Source organism: Actinophytocola sp. KF-1 (assembly GCF_054661535.1).
Window position 1 is genome coordinate 126,348 of record NZ_BAAFVK010000016.1, and the last position, 15,807, is coordinate 142,154.

The 15,807-nt window shown below is 71.3% G+C and carries 16 protein-coding genes; 10 read left to right on the plus strand and 6 right to left on the minus strand.

Features of this window, described 5'->3' with window-relative positions; genetic code table 11:
* Window positions 1–296: 296 nt before the first annotated feature.
* Complete coding sequence (locus ACYQ77_RS38315; RefSeq protein WP_459720936.1) at window positions 297–995, plus strand: 4'-phosphopantetheinyl transferase family protein; 699 nt, start codon at window positions 297–299, stop codon at window positions 993–995.
* On the opposite strand, the gene ACYQ77_RS38320 is transcribed toward ACYQ77_RS38315, so the two are convergent.
* The gene (locus tag ACYQ77_RS38320; protein ID WP_459720939.1) at window positions 992–2,119 is read right to left on the minus strand and encodes an isochorismate synthase; all 1,128 of its coding nucleotides are present in this window, start codon (window positions 2,117–2,119) and stop codon (window positions 992–994) included. The two genes, ACYQ77_RS38315 and ACYQ77_RS38320, sit on opposite strands and share 4 nt — an antisense overlap.
* Window positions 2,120–2,228: 109 nt before the next feature.
* Window positions 2,229–2,540 (minus strand): integration host factor, actinobacterial type, encoded by a 312-nt coding sequence (mihF, locus tag ACYQ77_RS38325; RefSeq protein ID WP_396107899.1) that lies wholly within the window; start codon window positions 2,538–2,540, stop codon window positions 2,229–2,231.
* Window positions 2,541–2,807: 267 nt separating this feature from the next.
* Between mihF and ACYQ77_RS38330 the strand changes: the two genes are divergently transcribed.
* The 7 genes from ACYQ77_RS38330 to ACYQ77_RS38360 all read left to right on the plus strand — a co-directional run bounded on the left by ACYQ77_RS38330 (window position 2,808) and on the right by ACYQ77_RS38360 (window position 9,541).
* Window positions 2,808–4,445, plus strand: a complete 1,638-nt coding sequence (locus tag ACYQ77_RS38330) for a long-chain fatty acid--CoA ligase (protein ID WP_459720942.1) — start codon at window positions 2,808–2,810, stop codon at window positions 4,443–4,445.
* Window positions 4,442–4,831: a PaaI family thioesterase gene (locus tag ACYQ77_RS38335; RefSeq protein WP_459720945.1), complete on the plus strand. Its 390-nt coding sequence runs from the start codon at window positions 4,442–4,444 to the stop codon at window positions 4,829–4,831. Before ACYQ77_RS38330 ends, ACYQ77_RS38335 begins: the two co-directional genes overlap by 4 nt.
* Window positions 4,832–4,894: 63 nt before the next feature.
* Window positions 4,895–5,446: a PadR family transcriptional regulator gene (locus ACYQ77_RS38340; RefSeq protein WP_459720947.1), complete on the plus strand. Its 552-nt coding sequence runs from the start codon at window positions 4,895–4,897 to the stop codon at window positions 5,444–5,446.
* Between the two features lie 694 nt (window positions 5,447–6,140).
* Window positions 6,141–7,346, plus strand: a complete 1,206-nt coding sequence (locus ACYQ77_RS38345) for a C39 family peptidase (RefSeq protein ID WP_459720950.1) — start codon at window positions 6,141–6,143, stop codon at window positions 7,344–7,346.
* A gap of 12 nt (window positions 7,347–7,358) precedes the next feature.
* On the plus strand, window positions 7,359–8,417 hold the full coding sequence (locus ACYQ77_RS38350; RefSeq protein WP_459720953.1) for a gamma-glutamylcyclotransferase family protein: 1,059 nt from the start codon (window positions 7,359–7,361) through the stop codon (window positions 8,415–8,417).
* Between the two features lie 4 nt (window positions 8,418–8,421).
* The gene (locus ACYQ77_RS38355) at window positions 8,422–9,039 is read left to right on the plus strand and encodes a DUF4232 domain-containing protein (protein WP_459720955.1); all 618 of its coding nucleotides are present in this window, start codon (window positions 8,422–8,424) and stop codon (window positions 9,037–9,039) included.
* Window positions 9,040–9,097: 58 nt separating this feature from the next.
* The gene (locus tag ACYQ77_RS38360) at window positions 9,098–9,541 is read left to right on the plus strand and encodes a hypothetical protein (protein ID WP_459720957.1); all 444 of its coding nucleotides are present in this window, start codon (window positions 9,098–9,100) and stop codon (window positions 9,539–9,541) included.
* On the opposite strand, the gene ACYQ77_RS38365 is transcribed toward ACYQ77_RS38360, so the two are convergent.
* Window positions 9,516–11,156 carry an FAD-binding oxidoreductase gene (locus ACYQ77_RS38365; RefSeq protein WP_459720960.1) on the minus strand — a complete coding sequence of 547 codons (1,641 nt, stop codon included), beginning with the start codon at window positions 11,154–11,156 and terminating at the stop codon, window positions 9,516–9,518. The genes ACYQ77_RS38360 and ACYQ77_RS38365 overlap by 26 nt on opposite strands.
* A gap of 17 nt (window positions 11,157–11,173) precedes the next feature.
* Between ACYQ77_RS38365 and ACYQ77_RS38370 the strand changes: the two genes are divergently transcribed.
* Window positions 11,174–11,773 carry a TetR/AcrR family transcriptional regulator gene (locus ACYQ77_RS38370; RefSeq protein ID WP_459720963.1) on the plus strand — a complete coding sequence of 200 codons (600 nt, stop codon included), beginning with the start codon at window positions 11,174–11,176 and terminating at the stop codon, window positions 11,771–11,773.
* Window positions 11,770–13,305, plus strand: a complete 1,536-nt coding sequence (locus ACYQ77_RS38375; RefSeq protein WP_459720966.1) for a glycerol-3-phosphate dehydrogenase/oxidase — start codon at window positions 11,770–11,772, stop codon at window positions 13,303–13,305. The genes ACYQ77_RS38370 and ACYQ77_RS38375 overlap by 4 nt, the downstream gene beginning before the upstream one ends.
* Before the next feature lie 106 nt (window positions 13,306–13,411).
* Here the strand turns inward: ACYQ77_RS38375 and ACYQ77_RS38380 are convergent, their stop codons facing one another.
* Genes ACYQ77_RS38380 through ACYQ77_RS38390 form a run of 3 tightly spaced genes read right to left on the minus strand, consistent with a single transcriptional unit; the run spans window position 13,412 to window position 15,619 of the window.
* Window positions 13,412–14,833: a M15 family metallopeptidase gene (locus ACYQ77_RS38380; protein WP_459720969.1), complete on the minus strand. Its 1,422-nt coding sequence runs from the start codon at window positions 14,831–14,833 to the stop codon at window positions 13,412–13,414.
* On the minus strand, window positions 14,830–15,150 hold the full coding sequence (locus ACYQ77_RS38385; protein ID WP_459720971.1) for a type VII secretion target: 321 nt from the start codon (window positions 15,148–15,150) through the stop codon (window positions 14,830–14,832). Before ACYQ77_RS38385 ends, ACYQ77_RS38380 begins: the two co-directional genes overlap by 4 nt.
* 31 nt (window positions 15,151–15,181) lie before the next feature.
* Entirely contained in the window at window positions 15,182–15,619 is a 438-nt protein-coding gene (locus ACYQ77_RS38390; RefSeq protein ID WP_459720973.1) for a YbaB/EbfC family nucleoid-associated protein, read from the minus strand.
* Window positions 15,620–15,807: the final 188 nt, after the last annotated feature.

A 15,807-nucleotide genomic window follows, 5' to 3' on the forward strand; every position in this document is an offset into this window, starting at 1 on the left:
CCAACCCCTCCCGGACCACGACCCAACGCGGGTGACCCACCAGCAAACAATCCCGGCCACAACCCCCGATCAGGCAACCGCACCCGCGACCCGATGACCCGGATGGCGGCATCCCCCGCGCGGCCCTCCCCGGGGCCCGCCATCCCCGGCTCCGACCCCACGCAGACGACCCACCCGCAAACCGATCCCGCCACAACCACCAATCAGGGAGTGCTCTGTTCCCCACGTGCGATCCCCATGCGGCGGGCTGACCGGACGCGAGTCAATGTCCAGCAGGGTTGCGGCATGATCGGGGTATGCGATGCGACGTGTGGTGGGCGCGCCCGGCCGCGGTGACCCCCGGTCTCCTCAACCTCCTCGACGACGTCGAGCAGACGCGCTTCGAGGGCTACCGCCGGGACGTCGACAAGCAGCGGTTCCTCACCGGCCGCGCGCTCATCCGCGGGGTCGCCGCCGCTGAGCTGGGGGTCTCGCCGAAGGACGTCCTCATCGACGCTTCCTGTTTCGACTGCGGCAAACCGCACGGCAAGCCGAAGGTCGCGGGGCTCGAGGTGTCGATCTCGCACTCCGGTGACTGGGTCGCGCTGGCGCTCACCGAGGCCACCCCGGTCGGTGTGGACGTCGAGGAGGTGCGGGACGCCGACGTCGACGGACTCGCCGGGATCGCCTTCTCCCCCGCCGAGCTGACCGCGTTCGAGAAGGTGCCGCCCGCCGACAAGAAGGGCGCCTTCTTCACCTACTGGTCCCGCAAGGAAGCTGTCGTCAAGGCCACCGGCAAGGGGATGTCCGTCGCGATGAGCAAGTTGACGCTCAGCGCGCACGACGACGTGCCCCGCGTCGTCGCGTCCAACGCGTCCGAGGTCGATCCTGCCGCCGTGCGCATGGCGGACCTCGATGCCGGCGTGGGCTACCGCGCGTGTGTGGCCGTCTTCGGCGCCGAGGAACCCAAGGTCACCGAGCGGGACGCGACCGAGCTGCTCCGCGGCCTCGGCTAACCCTCGAGGTGCAGGCCCATCGCGCGCAGCAGCGTCTGGAACTTCGCCGAGGTCTCCCTGACCTCCAGCTCCGGCACGGACGCGGGCATGATCCCCGCCCCCGAGTACAGCGTCATGACCGGTGGCCCGGACACCGGCTCGGTCAGCTCGCCGCAGCGGATGCCGACCACCCACTCACCGTCGCCGTCGGCGTCGCACCAGCCGATGGCGCCCGCGTAGAAGCCGCGGTCGAACGGTTCCAGCGCGGTGATCGTCGAGCGGGCCGCGCCGGCCGGCGTCCCGCAGACGGCCGGGGTCGGGTGCAGGGCGCTGGCCAGCCGCAACGACGTGATGCCGGGATCGCGCAGCTCGCCCTCGATGCGGGTGGACAGGTGCCACACCGCGTTCGTCTTGATCAGCGACGGCTCCGCGGGCACGTCGAGGGTGCGGCAGAACGGGCGCAGCCCGGCCGCCACGGCCTCCACGACCACGCGGTGCTCGTCGCGGTCCTTGGCCGACGCGAGCAGCGACGCACCGGCCGCGCGGTCGGCCTCGGGGTCCTTCTCGCGCGCGATCGACCCGGCCAGCGGGTTCGCGACGACGGTCGTGCCCGTGCGGGACAGCAGCATCTCGGGTGTCGCGCCCACGAGCGTCCGCCGCCCGGACGCACACGGCAGGTCGACGGCGTAGGTGAAGCCGGCGGCGTTGTCGGAGACGAGGTTGCCGAGCAGCGTGCGCAGGTCGACGGGGGCCGCCATGGTCAGCCGCAACGCTCGCGCCAGCACCACTTTCCGCAGCTCACCGGCCTGGAGCGACTCGACGGCCGCGGCCACCGCCTTCGCGTAGCCCGCCCGCGAGGGCACCGGCTCGACCGAGGCGGCGGCGCCGACGGGCCGTCGTGGCCGGGCGGCGAGCGGGCCGGACCAGCGGGCCGCGTCCGGCAGGACCACGTGCGGGGCGGCCTCGGTGTCGAAGGGGAGCGCGCCGACCGCGACCGGCACGTCCGAGTCGACGAGGAGCTTCGTGACCCGCTTGGCCAGCTCGTCCGGGTCGGTCTCGGTGACGACCTGCCGTTCGCCGGTCGCCAGCAGGGCCCGCTGCGGGGACGTCAGGAGGAACGAGCCGGGGCGGTAGTCCTCGATCACCCCTCCATCATGCCCGCGCGAACCGTCCCCAAACTCCCTCTCGGGTAGGATTTTGAACACGTTCAGTGCCCGCGGGCGCCAAACCCGCGGGCACTGAGGAAACCCTGTGTCAGTTGAGCGCTTCGATGAGCGCTGAGCGCTGGCGCTCGCCGAGGCCGGCGGCGCGGCGGTCCGGGTCGATACCGGTCTGCTCGAGCAGCGCGGCGACCTTGACGGCGCCGAGGCCCGGGACGGCCTTGAGCAGGGCTGCGACCTTGGTCTTGCCGATCGTCTTGTCTTCCTTGGCCTTGCCGAGCACCGACGCGATGGTCCGCTCGCCGGACTTGATCGACGCCAAGAGCTCGGAGCGCGCCTTGCGCGCCTCCGCCGCCTTGGCCAGCGCCTCAGCGCGCTGCTCTGGAGTCAACGTGGGCAGAGCCACCGTGGTGTTCCTTCCTAATCCGACTGCTGGCGGGTCCCGCGCAGGCCGACGACCAGGTGGTTCCTGGACCGCTCCCCCGCGGCGCCGCTGCCAGTAAACACATCTACGTCTCGCAACATACGCGCGACACGCGAAGACTTCTCGCTGAAACCGCAGGTAACCCACCTTCTGGGGGTCCGACACACTGCGTTACCCGTATTCACAGGGGCCGTTCCGGCACTACTGTTCGCCGTGACGTACCCACCAGTACACAGGAGCTGAACAGCGATGTTGGGCACCATGCAGGACGGGCAGCTGTCCATTGCGAACCTTCTTCGCCACGGCAGCCGCGTCCACGCGAGCGCCGAGGTCGTGACCTGGACCGGGACCGAAGCCCGCAGGTCGACGTACGCGGAGGTCGGCAGGGAGGCGGCGCGGCTCGCGCACGCGCTGCGCGGCCTCGGCGTCACGTCCGACCAGCGCGTCGGCACGTTCATGTGGAACAACACCGAGCACCTCGTCGCCTACCTGGCGGTGCCCGCGATGGGTGCGGTGCTGCACACGCTCAACATCCGCCTGTTCCCCGAGCAGCTGACCTACGTCGCGAACCACGCCGAGGACCACGTCGTGCTGGTCGACGGCACGCTGGTGCCGCTGCTCGCGAAGGTGCTGCCGACCTTCGAGACGGTCAGGCACGTCGTGGTGGTCAACGGCGACGCGGCGGCACTGCAGGCGCCCGAGGGCGTGACCGTGCACTCGTACGCGGAGTTGCTCGCGGACCAGCCGGACGAGTTCGAGTGGCCGGTCGTGGACGAGAACGCCGCGGCCGCGATGTGCTACACGTCCGGCACGACCGGTGACCCGAAGGGCGTCGTCTACACGCACCGGTCGATCTGGCTGCACTCCATGCAGGTCTGCATGACCGACTCCATGGCGTTGTCGCAGGCAGACCGGGCTCTGGTGATCGTCCCGCAGTTCCACGCGATGTCGTGGGGCCTGCCGTACGCGGCGCTCATGGTGGGTGCGTCGCTGATCATGCCCGACCGGTTCCTGCAGCCGGAGCCGCTGGCCGCGATGATCGCCGCGGAGAAGCCGACGATGGCGGGCGCCGTGCCGACGATCTGGCAGGGCCTGCTCGCGCTCCTGGACCAGAAACCGCAGGACCTGGCGCCGCTGGAGCGGGCCGTGGTGGGTGGCTCGGCGTGCCCGCCGTCGCTGATGGCGGCGTTCGACAAGCTCGGCGTGACGATCATCCACGCGTGGGGCATGACGGAGACCTCGCCGCTCGGTTCCGTGTCGCGGCCGCCGGCCGGCCTGTCGCCGGAGGACGCGTGGGAGTACCGGATCCTGCAGGGCCGGTTCCCGGCGTCGGTGCGCGCGCGGCTGATGGACGACGACGGCAACGAGCTGCCGTGGGACAACGAGGCGGTCGGCGAGCTGGAGGTCGCGGGCCCGTGGGTCGCGGCGTCGTACTACCGGGTCGAGCCTGGTCAGGAGGGTTCGGAGAAGTTCTCGCCGGACGGCTGGCTGCGCACGGGCGACGTCGGCGCGATCACCCCGGACGGCTTCCTGCGGCTCACGGACCGTTCGAAGGACATCATCAAGTCCGGCGGCGAGTGGATCTCGTCGGTGGACCTGGAGAACGCGGTGATGGCGCACCCGGCGGTGGCGGAGGCGGCGGTCATCGGCGTGCCGGACGAGAAGTGGTCCGAGCGCCCGCTGGTGGCGGTGGTGCTGCGGGAGGGCCAGTCGGCGACGCCGGAGGAGCTGAAGGACTTCCTCGGCGACAAGGTCGCGAAGTGGCAGCTGCCGGAGAACTGGACGTTCATCGACGAGGTGCCGAAGACCAGCGTCGGCAAGTTCGACAAGAAGCGGCTGCGCGCGGCGGCGTCGGACGGCTCGCTGGACATCACGCACCTGTCATGACCGCGGTCGACCTGGGCAAAGCGGTTCCGTTCGCGGCGCACCTCGGCATCGAGGTGCTCACCGCGGACAAGGCGGAGGTGCGGGGCAGGGTGGCGTACGCCCCCGAGCTGTGCACCTCCGGCGGGGCCCTCAACGGCGGGGTGCTCATGGCGCTGGCGGACAACGTCGGCGCCCTGTGCGCGTTCCTGAACCTGCCGGAGGGCGCGGCGGGCACGACGACGATCGAGTCGAAGACCAACTTCCTGCGCGCGGTGCGATCGGGTCACGCGACCGCGATAGCCCGTCCGCTCCACGTCGGGCGGCGGATCATCGTAGTCGAATCCGACGTTGTGGATGACGAGGAACGGCTGGTAGCCAGAGTCACACAGAGCCAAGCGGTGCTGTGATGCCCCATACGGGGTAGGCCAAATGGTCGGCATCGACCGTCGGCGGTAGGTATCGTCGGCCCCGTGCCGGAACCTCGCACCCGGAAGTTGACCGCGACGTCGTACGTCGTGCTCGGCATGCTGAGCTACTCGCCGGCGACGAGCTACGACCTGAAACAGTGGGTCGCGAACACCATCGGCAACTTCTGGGCGTTCGCCCACTCCCAGTTGTACGACGAACCGGCACGCCTGGTGGCGGACGGCTACGTGGCGGAGGAGGTCGAGGAGGGCGGCAGGCGACGCCGCACCTACTCGATCCTGCCCGCGGGCCGAGAAGCCCTGCGCGAATGGCTGTCCTCCCCGACGACCGACCAGACCGAGGTGCGGGACCTGGGGCTGCTGAAGCTGTTCTTCCTGAACTTCGGCACCCGCAAGGACCTGCTCCAACTGGCCCGCGACCGCCACGAGTCCCACCGCGCACGAGCCGACGCGTACGAGGAGCAGCGCGCGGAAATCGTCGACTACGCGGACCGGTGGCAGGTCAAGACCATCGAGCTGGGCATCCGCTACGAACGCTGCGTAGAACAGTTCTGGTCCGACTTCCTGAAGGAACTGGAAGAAGAAGACCAGGCCTGACCGCCGCCGAGAGCCGGTGCCCCCGCCTTTCATGACACTGCCGGAAGCCGGGCGCGAAGCGCCCGGCCCGCGAAGCGGGCTTCGCCCGCCCAAGCCGAGCGCAGCTCACCAAGGGGCTGCTGCCTGCCATCCCGTCGACCTGGCGAAGCCCGATCACACCGTGTCAAGGGGGCCCGAAGCACGACCCAACCCCATGCCCAAAGCCGCCGGGCCCCCTTGACGCGGTGTGATAGCCCGTGGGAGGTCGACGGGATGGCAGGCCGCCACGGACACCAGTCCTTGCCAACCCAAACCCGTGCCCGACCCGCCGCCATCCCGGAGACCAGCCCGTCCGGCGAGGACCCCCCGGAGGGAAAACCCAGGCAAGGCACACCACAAAACCCGGGAACACGAACCGCCACAACAGCGCTGACCTGCGAAAACACGTCCCCCCAGTACATACGGGCAGCCCCCGCCACTCCCGGGGGCACCCCGCTGTCCAGTCTACCGGGGTCCACCGACAGGGGGACGGAAGTCGATCTTGGCTGTGGACAACCACCCCACCTGTGGACAACCCCCATCACCACCATGCAACCGGGATCTGTTTACATGATCTAGCGCGCACTGGAAAATCGTTCGCATGCGCGCACACCCGTTACGTCTTGCCGCCGGGCTTGGAGTCGCTCTGGTCATGTCGTTGTCCTCTGTTCCGGCGATGGCCGAGCCAGCCGCGGACGACGCGCCCGTCGACTTCCACCAGTGGCGATCCACCTCCGACTTCCTCAAGGGCCGCTCCGAAGGCCTCCTCCCCACCCCGGGCGGCCTGGTCATCGCCCGCCCGGTCGGCACGGTCGAGCACACCGAGCCCGACCTCGGCACCACCCGCACCTACGAGTACGGCCGCTGGACCTCCCCGGCGTACCGGCAGGGCTTCGACGCCACGCAGCTCGTGGCCTCGTGGAACGCGAACACGCCCAAGAACACCTGGCTGACCGTCGAGATGCGGGGCACGACCGGCAACGGCACCACGAGCGGCTGGTACACGATGGGCCGCTGGGCGCTCGGCGACACCGACATCGTCCGCACGACGATCCCCGACCAGGAGGACGCCGTCGGGTACATCGACGTCGACACGTTCGTCGCCGAGCAGCCGATCGCGAGCTACCAGCTCCGCGTGACGCTCTACCGCGAGCGCGGCACCCGGGCGACGCCGAAGCTGTCCATGGTCGGTGCCATGACCTCGAACATCCCCGACCGCTTCACCGTCCCCGCGGGCCCGTCCGCGGGTGCGTGGGGCATCGAGCTGCCGGTGCCGCGCTACTCGCAGAACGTCCACGCGGGCGAGTACCCGGAGTACGGCGGTGGCGGCGAGGCCTGGTGCAGTCCGACCTCGACGGAGATGGTGGTCGAGTACTGGGGCAAGCAGCCCAGCGCCGGGGACCTGGAGTGGGTCGACCCGGAGATCGCGGACCCGACGGTCCCGCACGCCGCCCGCTTCACCTACGACCACGACTACGACGGCACCGGCAACTGGCCGTTCAACACCGCCTACGCCGCGTCGTTCGGGCTGAACGGGCACATCACGCGCCTGTCCTCGCTGACCGACATCGAGAAGTTCATCAAGGCGGGCATCCCGGTGATCACGTCGCAGTCGTTCCTCGCGAGCGAGCTGGACGGCGCAGGCTACGGCACGGCGGGTCACATCATGGTGGTCGTCGGGTTCACGGAGAACGGCGACGTCATCGCCAACGACCCGGCCTCGAGCAGCAACGACGCGGTCCGCAACGTCTACAAGCGCGACCAGTTCGCCAACATCTGGCTGCGCACGAAGCGCTACAACGCGTCAGGCGGCATCTCCGGCGGCCCGGGTGGCGTCGCTTACATCATCGCTCCGCCGTGGAAGAAGCTGCCGCGTCTCTGACACGGTAGGGGCGTGAGCTTCGCCGACGAGGAGTACCCGGCGGTGCCCTACCCGGGTCGCCGCCCGCCCTTCTCCTTCGTGCACGACGACGCCACCGGGTGGGAGCTGACCCCCGACCCGGTGGCGCCGTCGTGCTGGCGGGTCGACGACGCCGACCTCGACGAATGGCTCGCCGACCGGGACGGGCGCCCGCTCGCCGAGCGGGTGCCCGTGCTCTGCTACGGCTCCAACGCCTGCCCGTCCAAGATCACCTGGCTGCGGGACGCGCTCGGGCTCCCGGGCCCGGCCGTCCTGCTCGCCGCGCGCTGCACGGACCTCGCCGCGGTGTGGGCCGGCGGCCTGCGGGTGGTCGACGACCAGCGGCCCGCCACGCTGACCGCGATGCCCGGCAACGTCGAGGACCACGCGGTCTGGCTGACGACGCGGGAGCAGGTCGCCGTGCTCGACCGGTGCGAGGGCCGTGGTGAGCGGTACCGGCTCGCCCGGGTCGACACCGGCGAGGTCCGGCTGCGGGACGGGACGGTGGTCGACGGCCCGCTCGCGTACGTCGCCGCCGCGTCCCGCAGGCTGCCGCTGCTGGTGGACGGGAAACCCGTGCGCTGTCTCGACGTGCCGCAGTCCGGCGCCGCCGCGCTCACCGGCGAACCCGCGGACACGGACGGGCTCGCCGTGCGGGAGACAACGGGCGCGCCGGAACCGGCGGACTTCCCCGGCCGCGTGTTCGTCTACGGCACGCTCCAGCCGGGCGCGTCCGACTGGTGGCGGCTCGAGCCGCACGCGGCGGGCGAACCCCGCGCGGCGGCGCTGCCCGGCACGTTGTTCGACACCGGGCTCGGCTACCCCGCGCTACGACTGGGCGACGGGCCCGGCGTGTCCGGCTGGGTGGTCGACCTGGCAAGACCCGCCGCTGCACTGTCTATTTTGGATGAATACGAAGGTGCGGAGTACCGCCGCGTGCGCGTTGCGTTACCGGGTGGGGAACTCTGCTGGACATACGTGTGGGCGGGAAGTTTCGCAGGATTACGTATGCTGACGGCCCCGTGGGCGACCGCGGATCCGTCTCGGAGGTGAGGGCGTGGCCCGGCATGACCGACTCTGCGCGATCGCGGTGCTCGCGACCGTGCTGGTGAGCGGGTGCGGTGCCCGGCCGATCGCGGCGGGTGACTCGGCGACGAGGTTGACCAGCACCACGACCGAATCCCCGGCGCCGACCACGTCGTCACCGGCGCCGCCACCGCGGTTGACCGGCGGCGTGTCGTCGCCGCCCGCGCAGGAAAACCGCTGTACGGCGGCCATGTTGACGGGCACCGTCGAGACCAGGGACGCGGAAGCGGGCAGCAGGCGCGCGACCCTGGTGGTGCGCAACAAGAGTCAGCAGGTGTGCACGCTCTGGGGTTACGGCCGCCTCGACCTGCTGGACGCCGAGAAGAACTCCCTGCCGACCAACGCGGAGCGCAACCTCAACCCCGTGCCGACGCTCGTCCGGCTGCGACCGGGTGCGTCGGCCGCGAAAACCCTGCACTGGAGCGTGGTCGCGGCGGCCGACGAGCCCGCCGACGGCGAGTGCCAGCCCGCGGCGGCCAGCATCAAGGTGATCCCGCCGGACGAGGAGGCGTCGTTCGAGGTGGACTTCGCGTTCGGCCCGGTGTGCGACCACGGCAGGCTCGACACCAGCGCCTACTACCCGAAGTAGATCGCCTTTTTCACCCGTTTCCCTGGTCACGCGCACGTCGAACGGGCAGGCTTGCGCCATGAACACCGAGCCCGACCTCGCGACCCAGCAGACGGTGCGGCAACCGGTGCCCACCACCGTGGCGGAGCCCGTGCCGCAGGAACCGGCCGATCCGCTCGCGAAAATCATGATCACACCGCGCATGTTCGCGGCGGTGCTCGCGGTCGCCGCGCTGCTGCTCGGCCTGCTGCTCGCGTTGCTGCCCGTGCGGGTGGCGAACGCGGACCCGGCGAACCCGGGCCAGGTCACCTGCGGCAACACGATCGGCGGCGTCGAGACCGGACCGCTGGGCGCACAGCTGGACGAACCGGGCGACGAGGTGCTCGCGACGTACGTGAACACCTGCGAGAGCGCGATCGCCACCCGGCTCGCCTACTCGTGGCCGATGTTCTTCGCCGGCGCGCTCGCGATCGTGTGGTCGGGGGTCGTGCGCAGGCCTACCGCACCAGCTTCCCTGGGTTGAGCACGCCGTCGGGGTCGAGCGTGCGCTTGACGGCGGCGAGCACGTCGAGCCCCAGCTCGCCCACTTCCCTGCCCAGGTACGGCGCGTGGTCGACGCCGACCGCGTGGTGGTGCGAGATCGTCCCGAGTGAACCGTCCGAAATGGCCTCGCACGCGGCCGCTTTCGCGCGCTGCCACTGACCTTCCGGGTCGTCGGTGTCGCGCGGCACGATCGTCGTGAAGTACAGCGAGGCGCCGGTCTCGTACGCGTGCGAGATGTGGCACGCCACGATCGGCGTGCGGCCCGGCGCGGACAGCGACCCGGCGAGCGCCGAGCGGACCTCGTTGCGCAACGCGCTCAGCTTCGACCAGTAGGTGGCGGTCTCCAGCGTCTCGACGCAGACCCCCTTGTCCATCAAGGCGTCCCGCTGCCGGGGGCCGGCGAACCGGCCGTGCCGCCACGACTCCCCCGCCGGCGTGCCGAGCGACACCACGCGGTCGCGGCGCAGCACCCGCAGCGTCGCGCGGCGGCGGTGCGCGAGGTCCTCTGTGGACGTGGCCTCCCAGCCCAGGATCAGCAGGCAGGGTTCGAGGATTCCCCGTGCCCGCAGGTACTTCCGCACCAGCGCGGTCTTCCAGCCGCCGGAGAGCGTCAGCGCGACCTCCGTCTCCTGTGGATCGGAGAGCCGGGTGACGTCGGCGAGCACGCGTGCCTGCGCGAGCCCGCGCACGGCGGCGGCGCCGGCTTCCCAGCCGTCCACGACGAAACCCTCGTAGCGGCGCACCGTCGGCAGCTCGCGCACCCGCACGGTCACCTCGGTGATCACGCCGAACGCGCCTTCGCTGCCGACGACGAGCTGGCGCAGGTCGGGCCCGGCCGCCGACGCGGGCGCCACGCCGAGCCGCCACTCGCCGCGCGGTGTCGCGACCCGCACGCCCTCGACCATGTCCTCGAACCGCCCGTAGCCGGACGACGCCTGCCCGGACGACCGGGTGGCGGCGAACCCGCCGATCGTTGCGCGTTCGAACGACTGCGGCACGTGGCCCAGCGTCAGCCCGTGCTCGGCGAGCAGCCGCTCAGCCGCCGGCGCCACGACCCCGGCCTGGAACACGGCGAGCCGCGACACCGGGTCCACGGACACGAGCTTGTCCAGCCGCACCAGGTCGAGCACGACGACCGCGGGCTTGTCGCCGCGCAGCGCGGCGACCCCGCCGACCACCGACGTGCCGCCGCCGAACGGCACGAGCCCGATCCCGTGCGCCGCGCACACCTCGACGACCTGTTGTACCTCGGCCGGGTCCGCGGGCACCACGACCGCGTCCGGCACGGCGAGCGGCCCGGATCCCCTGTGCCGCAACAGGTCCAGATAGGACAGTCCGCCCGCGCGGCCGAGCCGGTCGGCCCGCCCGGTGAGCACGTGCCGGTCCCCGACCACCGCGCTGAGCGCCTTGTGCGCCTGCTCCGGCAGTGCGGACTCGGCGACGGTGAGGGCGGAGTCCGGCGCGGCGGGCGTCGGACGGGCGTCGAGGCCGGTGCGCGCCGCTAGCCACCGGGTGGCGTGAGGGGGCAGGATGGCGTCCTGCCCGCCGGCCGGCGTCCACCCGCCGCGAACGAGGTGGTCACTGTTGTTGGTCACGGAGTATAGTGTGACACATGACGTCTATCCGTCACACTCCGTCACCCAACCGTGTCGCTGACGATCTGCTGCTCGACGCGGCCATGGAGTGTGTGCTCGCCGTCGGCGTACGCCGGACCACGCTGAGCGATGTCGCGCGGACCGCCGGCGTGAGCAGGATGACGCTCTACCGCCGTTTCCCCGACGTGCGCGGGATGCTGTCGGCGCTGATCACCCGCGAGTTCGGCAAGATCCTGGCCGAGGCGAACGAGGCGGCGGCCGCCGAGCCGACGGCACGCGACCGCCTCGTGGTCGCGTCCGTGCACACCATCCGCGCGCTCGCCGCGAACCCGCTGATGCACGCGGTGATCGAGCGCGACGCCGAGCTGCTGCTGCCGTACATCATGGAGCGCATCGGCACGAGCCAGCGCATGACGGAGGACTACCTGCGCGCGCAGCTCGCCGCCGGGCAGGCCGACGGCTCGATCCGCGAGGCCGACCCCGCGATCCAGGCCCGCACGATCTTCCTGCTGCTGCAGCCGTACGTGTTCACCGTCCGCCCGTCGACGTCCGACCTCGACCTCGAGGACCTGCTGAGCGAGCTGGCCAGGCTGCTCGACGTGGCGCTGCGCCCGTGAGCGCCACGCCCGTGAACACCGCCCTGAACGCCGCCCGGCGCACCGAGGAGCTGGCCGAGCTGGCGGCGGGCGAGGTGGTCGACGTGCTGGTGGTCGGCGGCGGCGTGACCGGCGCGGGCATCGCGCTCGACGCGGCGGCGCGCGGGTTGTCGGTGGCACTGCTGGAGGCGCGCGACCTCGCGTTCGGCACGTCGCGGTGGTCCAGCAAGCTGGTGCACGGCGGGCTGCGCTACCTCGCGAAGGGCGACGTGGCGCTCGCGCACGAGAGCGCGGTCGAGCGCGGCATCCTCATGACGTCCACGGCCCCGCACCTGTCGCGCCCGCTGCCGCAGCTGATCCCCTTGCACGGCACCGTTTCCCGCGGCAGCGCCGCCTTCATGGCGGCCGGGCTGCGGGCGGGCGACGCGCTGCGGCGGGCGGCACGCACCCCGTCGGCGCTGCTGCCGCCACCGCGGCGGGTGTCGGCGCCGGAGGCGCTCGCTCTGGCGCCGGGCCTGCGCCCGGCGGACCTGCGTGGCGGGCTGCTGTCGTTCGACGGGCAGCTGACCGACGACGCGCGGCTGGTGGTCGCGCTGGCCAGGACCGCGGCCGGGCTGGGCGCGAAGATCGTCACGCGGGCGCCGGTGACCGCGCTGACCGGCACGTCGGCGGAGGTGCGGGACGGCGAGCGGCTCATCGAGGTGCGGGCGCGGACGGTGATCAACGCGACCGGCGTGTGGGCGGGCAAGCTGGTGCCGTCGGTGCGGTTGCGGCCGTCGCTGGGCACGCACCTGGTGGTGTCGGCCGAGGCGGCCGGGCTGGGCGGCGCGGCGCTGACCGTGCCGATCCCGGGCTCGCGGTCGCGGTTCGTGCTGCTGCTGCCCCAGCAGGACGGCCTGGTGTACCTGGGCCTGACCGACGAGCCGTTCGAGGGCGACATCCCGGACGAGCCCATGGCCCCGGAGTCCGATGTGGACTTCCTGCTCGACGTGGCGTCGTCGGTGCTGGCGCGTCCGCTGGCGAAGGCCGACGTGCTCGGCAGCTACGCGGGGCTGCGGCCGCTGCTCGACGCGCCGGGCCGCAGCGCAGACCTGTCGCGCAAGCACGCCGTGCTGACGTCACCGGAGGGCGTGCTGACGATCGTCGGCGGCAAGCTCACGACGTACCGCCGCATGGCGGAGGACGCCGTGGACGCGGCGGTGGCGAAGGGGAACCTGACGGCCCCGAGGTCACGCACCAGGCGGCTGCCGCTGGTCGGCGCGGCCCCGCGCACCACGCTGTCCACAGTGGACGCACCGGCGCGGCTGGTCGCCAAGTACGGCACGGAAGCCGAGCAGGTGGCCGCCCTCGACCCGGCACCGCTGGCGCCGAACCTGCCGATCACGGCGGGGGAGGTGGAGTGGGCGGTCCGCGTGGAAGGCGCACTGGACGCCGACGACGTGCTGCACCGCCGCACCCGCATCGGCCTGGTGGCGGCCAACCTGACCGCCGTCCAGTCCCACGTCACCCAGCTGGTCACCAACGCACGCGAGTCGCGCTCTCGCGCAGTATGAGTTGTACGTTTCGTGCAGGTGCCCGGCCGGGCGGGCCTGCACGAAACGTACAACTCGGTGTGCGTGAGAGCGCGACTCGCGGTGTTCTGGCGCGTGACTCGCCGGGTTACTGCTGGGGTTGCTGGGCTGCGCGGAGGCGGGCCGCCACCGCGGCGACCTCCTCCTGGCTGCCGACGATCTCGAAGTGCATCTCGTCGGCGCGGCCGCGGTAGTCGCCGCCCCAGCGCACCACGTTGTCGACCTCGGCCAGGATGCGGCGGATCTCCGCGGTCTGCTCCGGGGTGAACGTGTCCCGCACGGCCAGCGGGTGCCGCGTCGCGTTGAGGTCGATCGCGGTGCCGCTCGCGTGGTTGGAGACGGCCTCGCTGCCGCGCACGTTGCGGTGCGCGTAGCCCCAGTCGTCCCGCTCGCCGCGGTCGGAGTTCATCGAGATGTCCTCGACCCGCGAGCTGACCTGGCTGGCGACGTGGATGAGCACGTCACCAGCGGGGCCCTGGGCGACCCGCAGCCGCACGTCCGTGCCCGGGACGGTGCGCGTGACGAGCGGCGGGTTGACCGGCCACCCGTTCTGCGACCGGGGACCGTCGTGCTGGTGGTCCGTCTCCACCGCCGGGCGCACCTGCGGGATCGGCACGTTCTGCGGCAGCGTCTGCGCCTGCGCGAGCTGCAGCTGGCCGACGTCGTTCGGCTGGTAGTACTGCCCGTTCGGGTTGTACTGGACCTGCTGCGTGCTCGGCGTGACCTGCTGCTGACCGCTGGCCTTGCCGCCGATCATCTCGACCAGCTGCTTGACCTGCTGGACGACCTGCATGATCTGCTGCACGACCTGGATGATCTTCTGCAGCGTCTGGACGACCTTCTGGATCTGCTGGACCAGCTTGGCGCCGGTCTGCACGGCCTTCTGCGTCGACTGCGCGATGCCCAGCGCGATCGACGCGCCGAACGACAGCCACGACTTCGACAGCGCCTCGATGCAGATCTGGATGATCTTCTGCACGGCCTCGCTGATCAGGTCCATCACGACCTTGCGGGCCTGCGCGACCGCCTGCCCCGCCTGCGTGATGGCCCCCGACACGGCCTTGCTGGCCTGCGCGAGCGCCTCGAGGCCGCTCGCCTGGTTGCCGCTCGCGGTGCGGTAGCTGTCGCCCGCGCCGCCCGTCCACGACCGCGTCTGCGTGGTCGACGCGTTCCGGTACTGGCCCGCCACCTGCATCAGGTTCGACGACGCGGCGCCCCACGACTGCGCCGAGCCGGTGACCGCGCCCGCGTTGCCCTTGAGGATGTCGAACGGCTCCCGCAGGAACGACACCGCGCCGAGCACCCAGCCGAGACCGGCCGAGCTGATCGCGCCGAGCGGGTCGCCCGCGATGTTGAGCACGTCCATCGCCACGTTGGTCACGCCCATCGCGGAGCCGAGGACGTCGCCCTTCTCCATGGCGTCGGCGGTCGACTTGATGTGCGAGAACAGGTTCTGCGCCTGGTTGGTGGTCCCGCCGGCCGTGCGCGGCTGGGTAAGGGTCTCGGTCACCTGGCTACTTCCTCCCCGGCCTCTTGCACGGTGAACACGTGCACGTGGTGTTCCTCGGTCGCCTGGTAGTCGTTCGCGACCTGCACGAGGCCGGACTGCACCTGGTCGACCGTCTGGCTCGCGCCGTTCATGGCCTGCCGCACCTCGCCCGCCGCGCTCGTGATGGCCGACGCGAAGAACTCCGCGATCTCGCCGAACGCGCCACCCGACACGTTGTCCTGCGCCGCACCGGCGACCGAACGCACGCCGGCGGCGATCGAGCCGACCGTCTCCGCGTGTGTTCGCACCTCGCCTACATGAACGTTGAAATCACCCATGGGATCCGCCGATCGCTCTGTGGACTTGCCTCTACTTGATCACTTCTGGCGGGTTCTCGAAGTACTCGTCGTCCGACCTCGTGTCACGGTGCGCGGTCAGGTCCATCGGCTGGTCCTTGCCGTCGCCCGTGTAGCCCTCTGGCAGGTACTCCTTCACCGCCTCCAACGCCGCGCCCTCGCCGACGAACTTGGTCATCACGTCCACGACCTGCTGGCCGACGTCCCGCTGCGCCGCCCTGCTGGTCTCGAGGATGACCCTCGCGAGGTGCTCCGGCTCGAAGTCACGCGCACCAGGACGCAGCACCAGATCGGAGAGCGCACCGCTGGCGGTCACCCTGACCGTCACCTCGCCGTCCTGCGAGGTGGCGGACCCGCCAACCTTGCGAAGCGCCTGCTCCGCCTTCTCCGCGCTGGCCGCAGCCGCCTTCAACTTCTCGTCGTACTGCGCGAACCACTTGTCCGGGTCCATGCGTCGTTACTCCAATGGTCCTTCGTGGATCATCTGCATCCACGCCAGAACCTACGCGTTTCGACGCGTGCGAAGGACGTAGTTCCGCGAACAATTTTCAAAGGTAATCCCCCGGGGACGGCCCGTAATCTTCCGTGGTCGCCGGGCCTGGATACTGGTATCGGACACCAGTCGAGGGAGGGCACGGC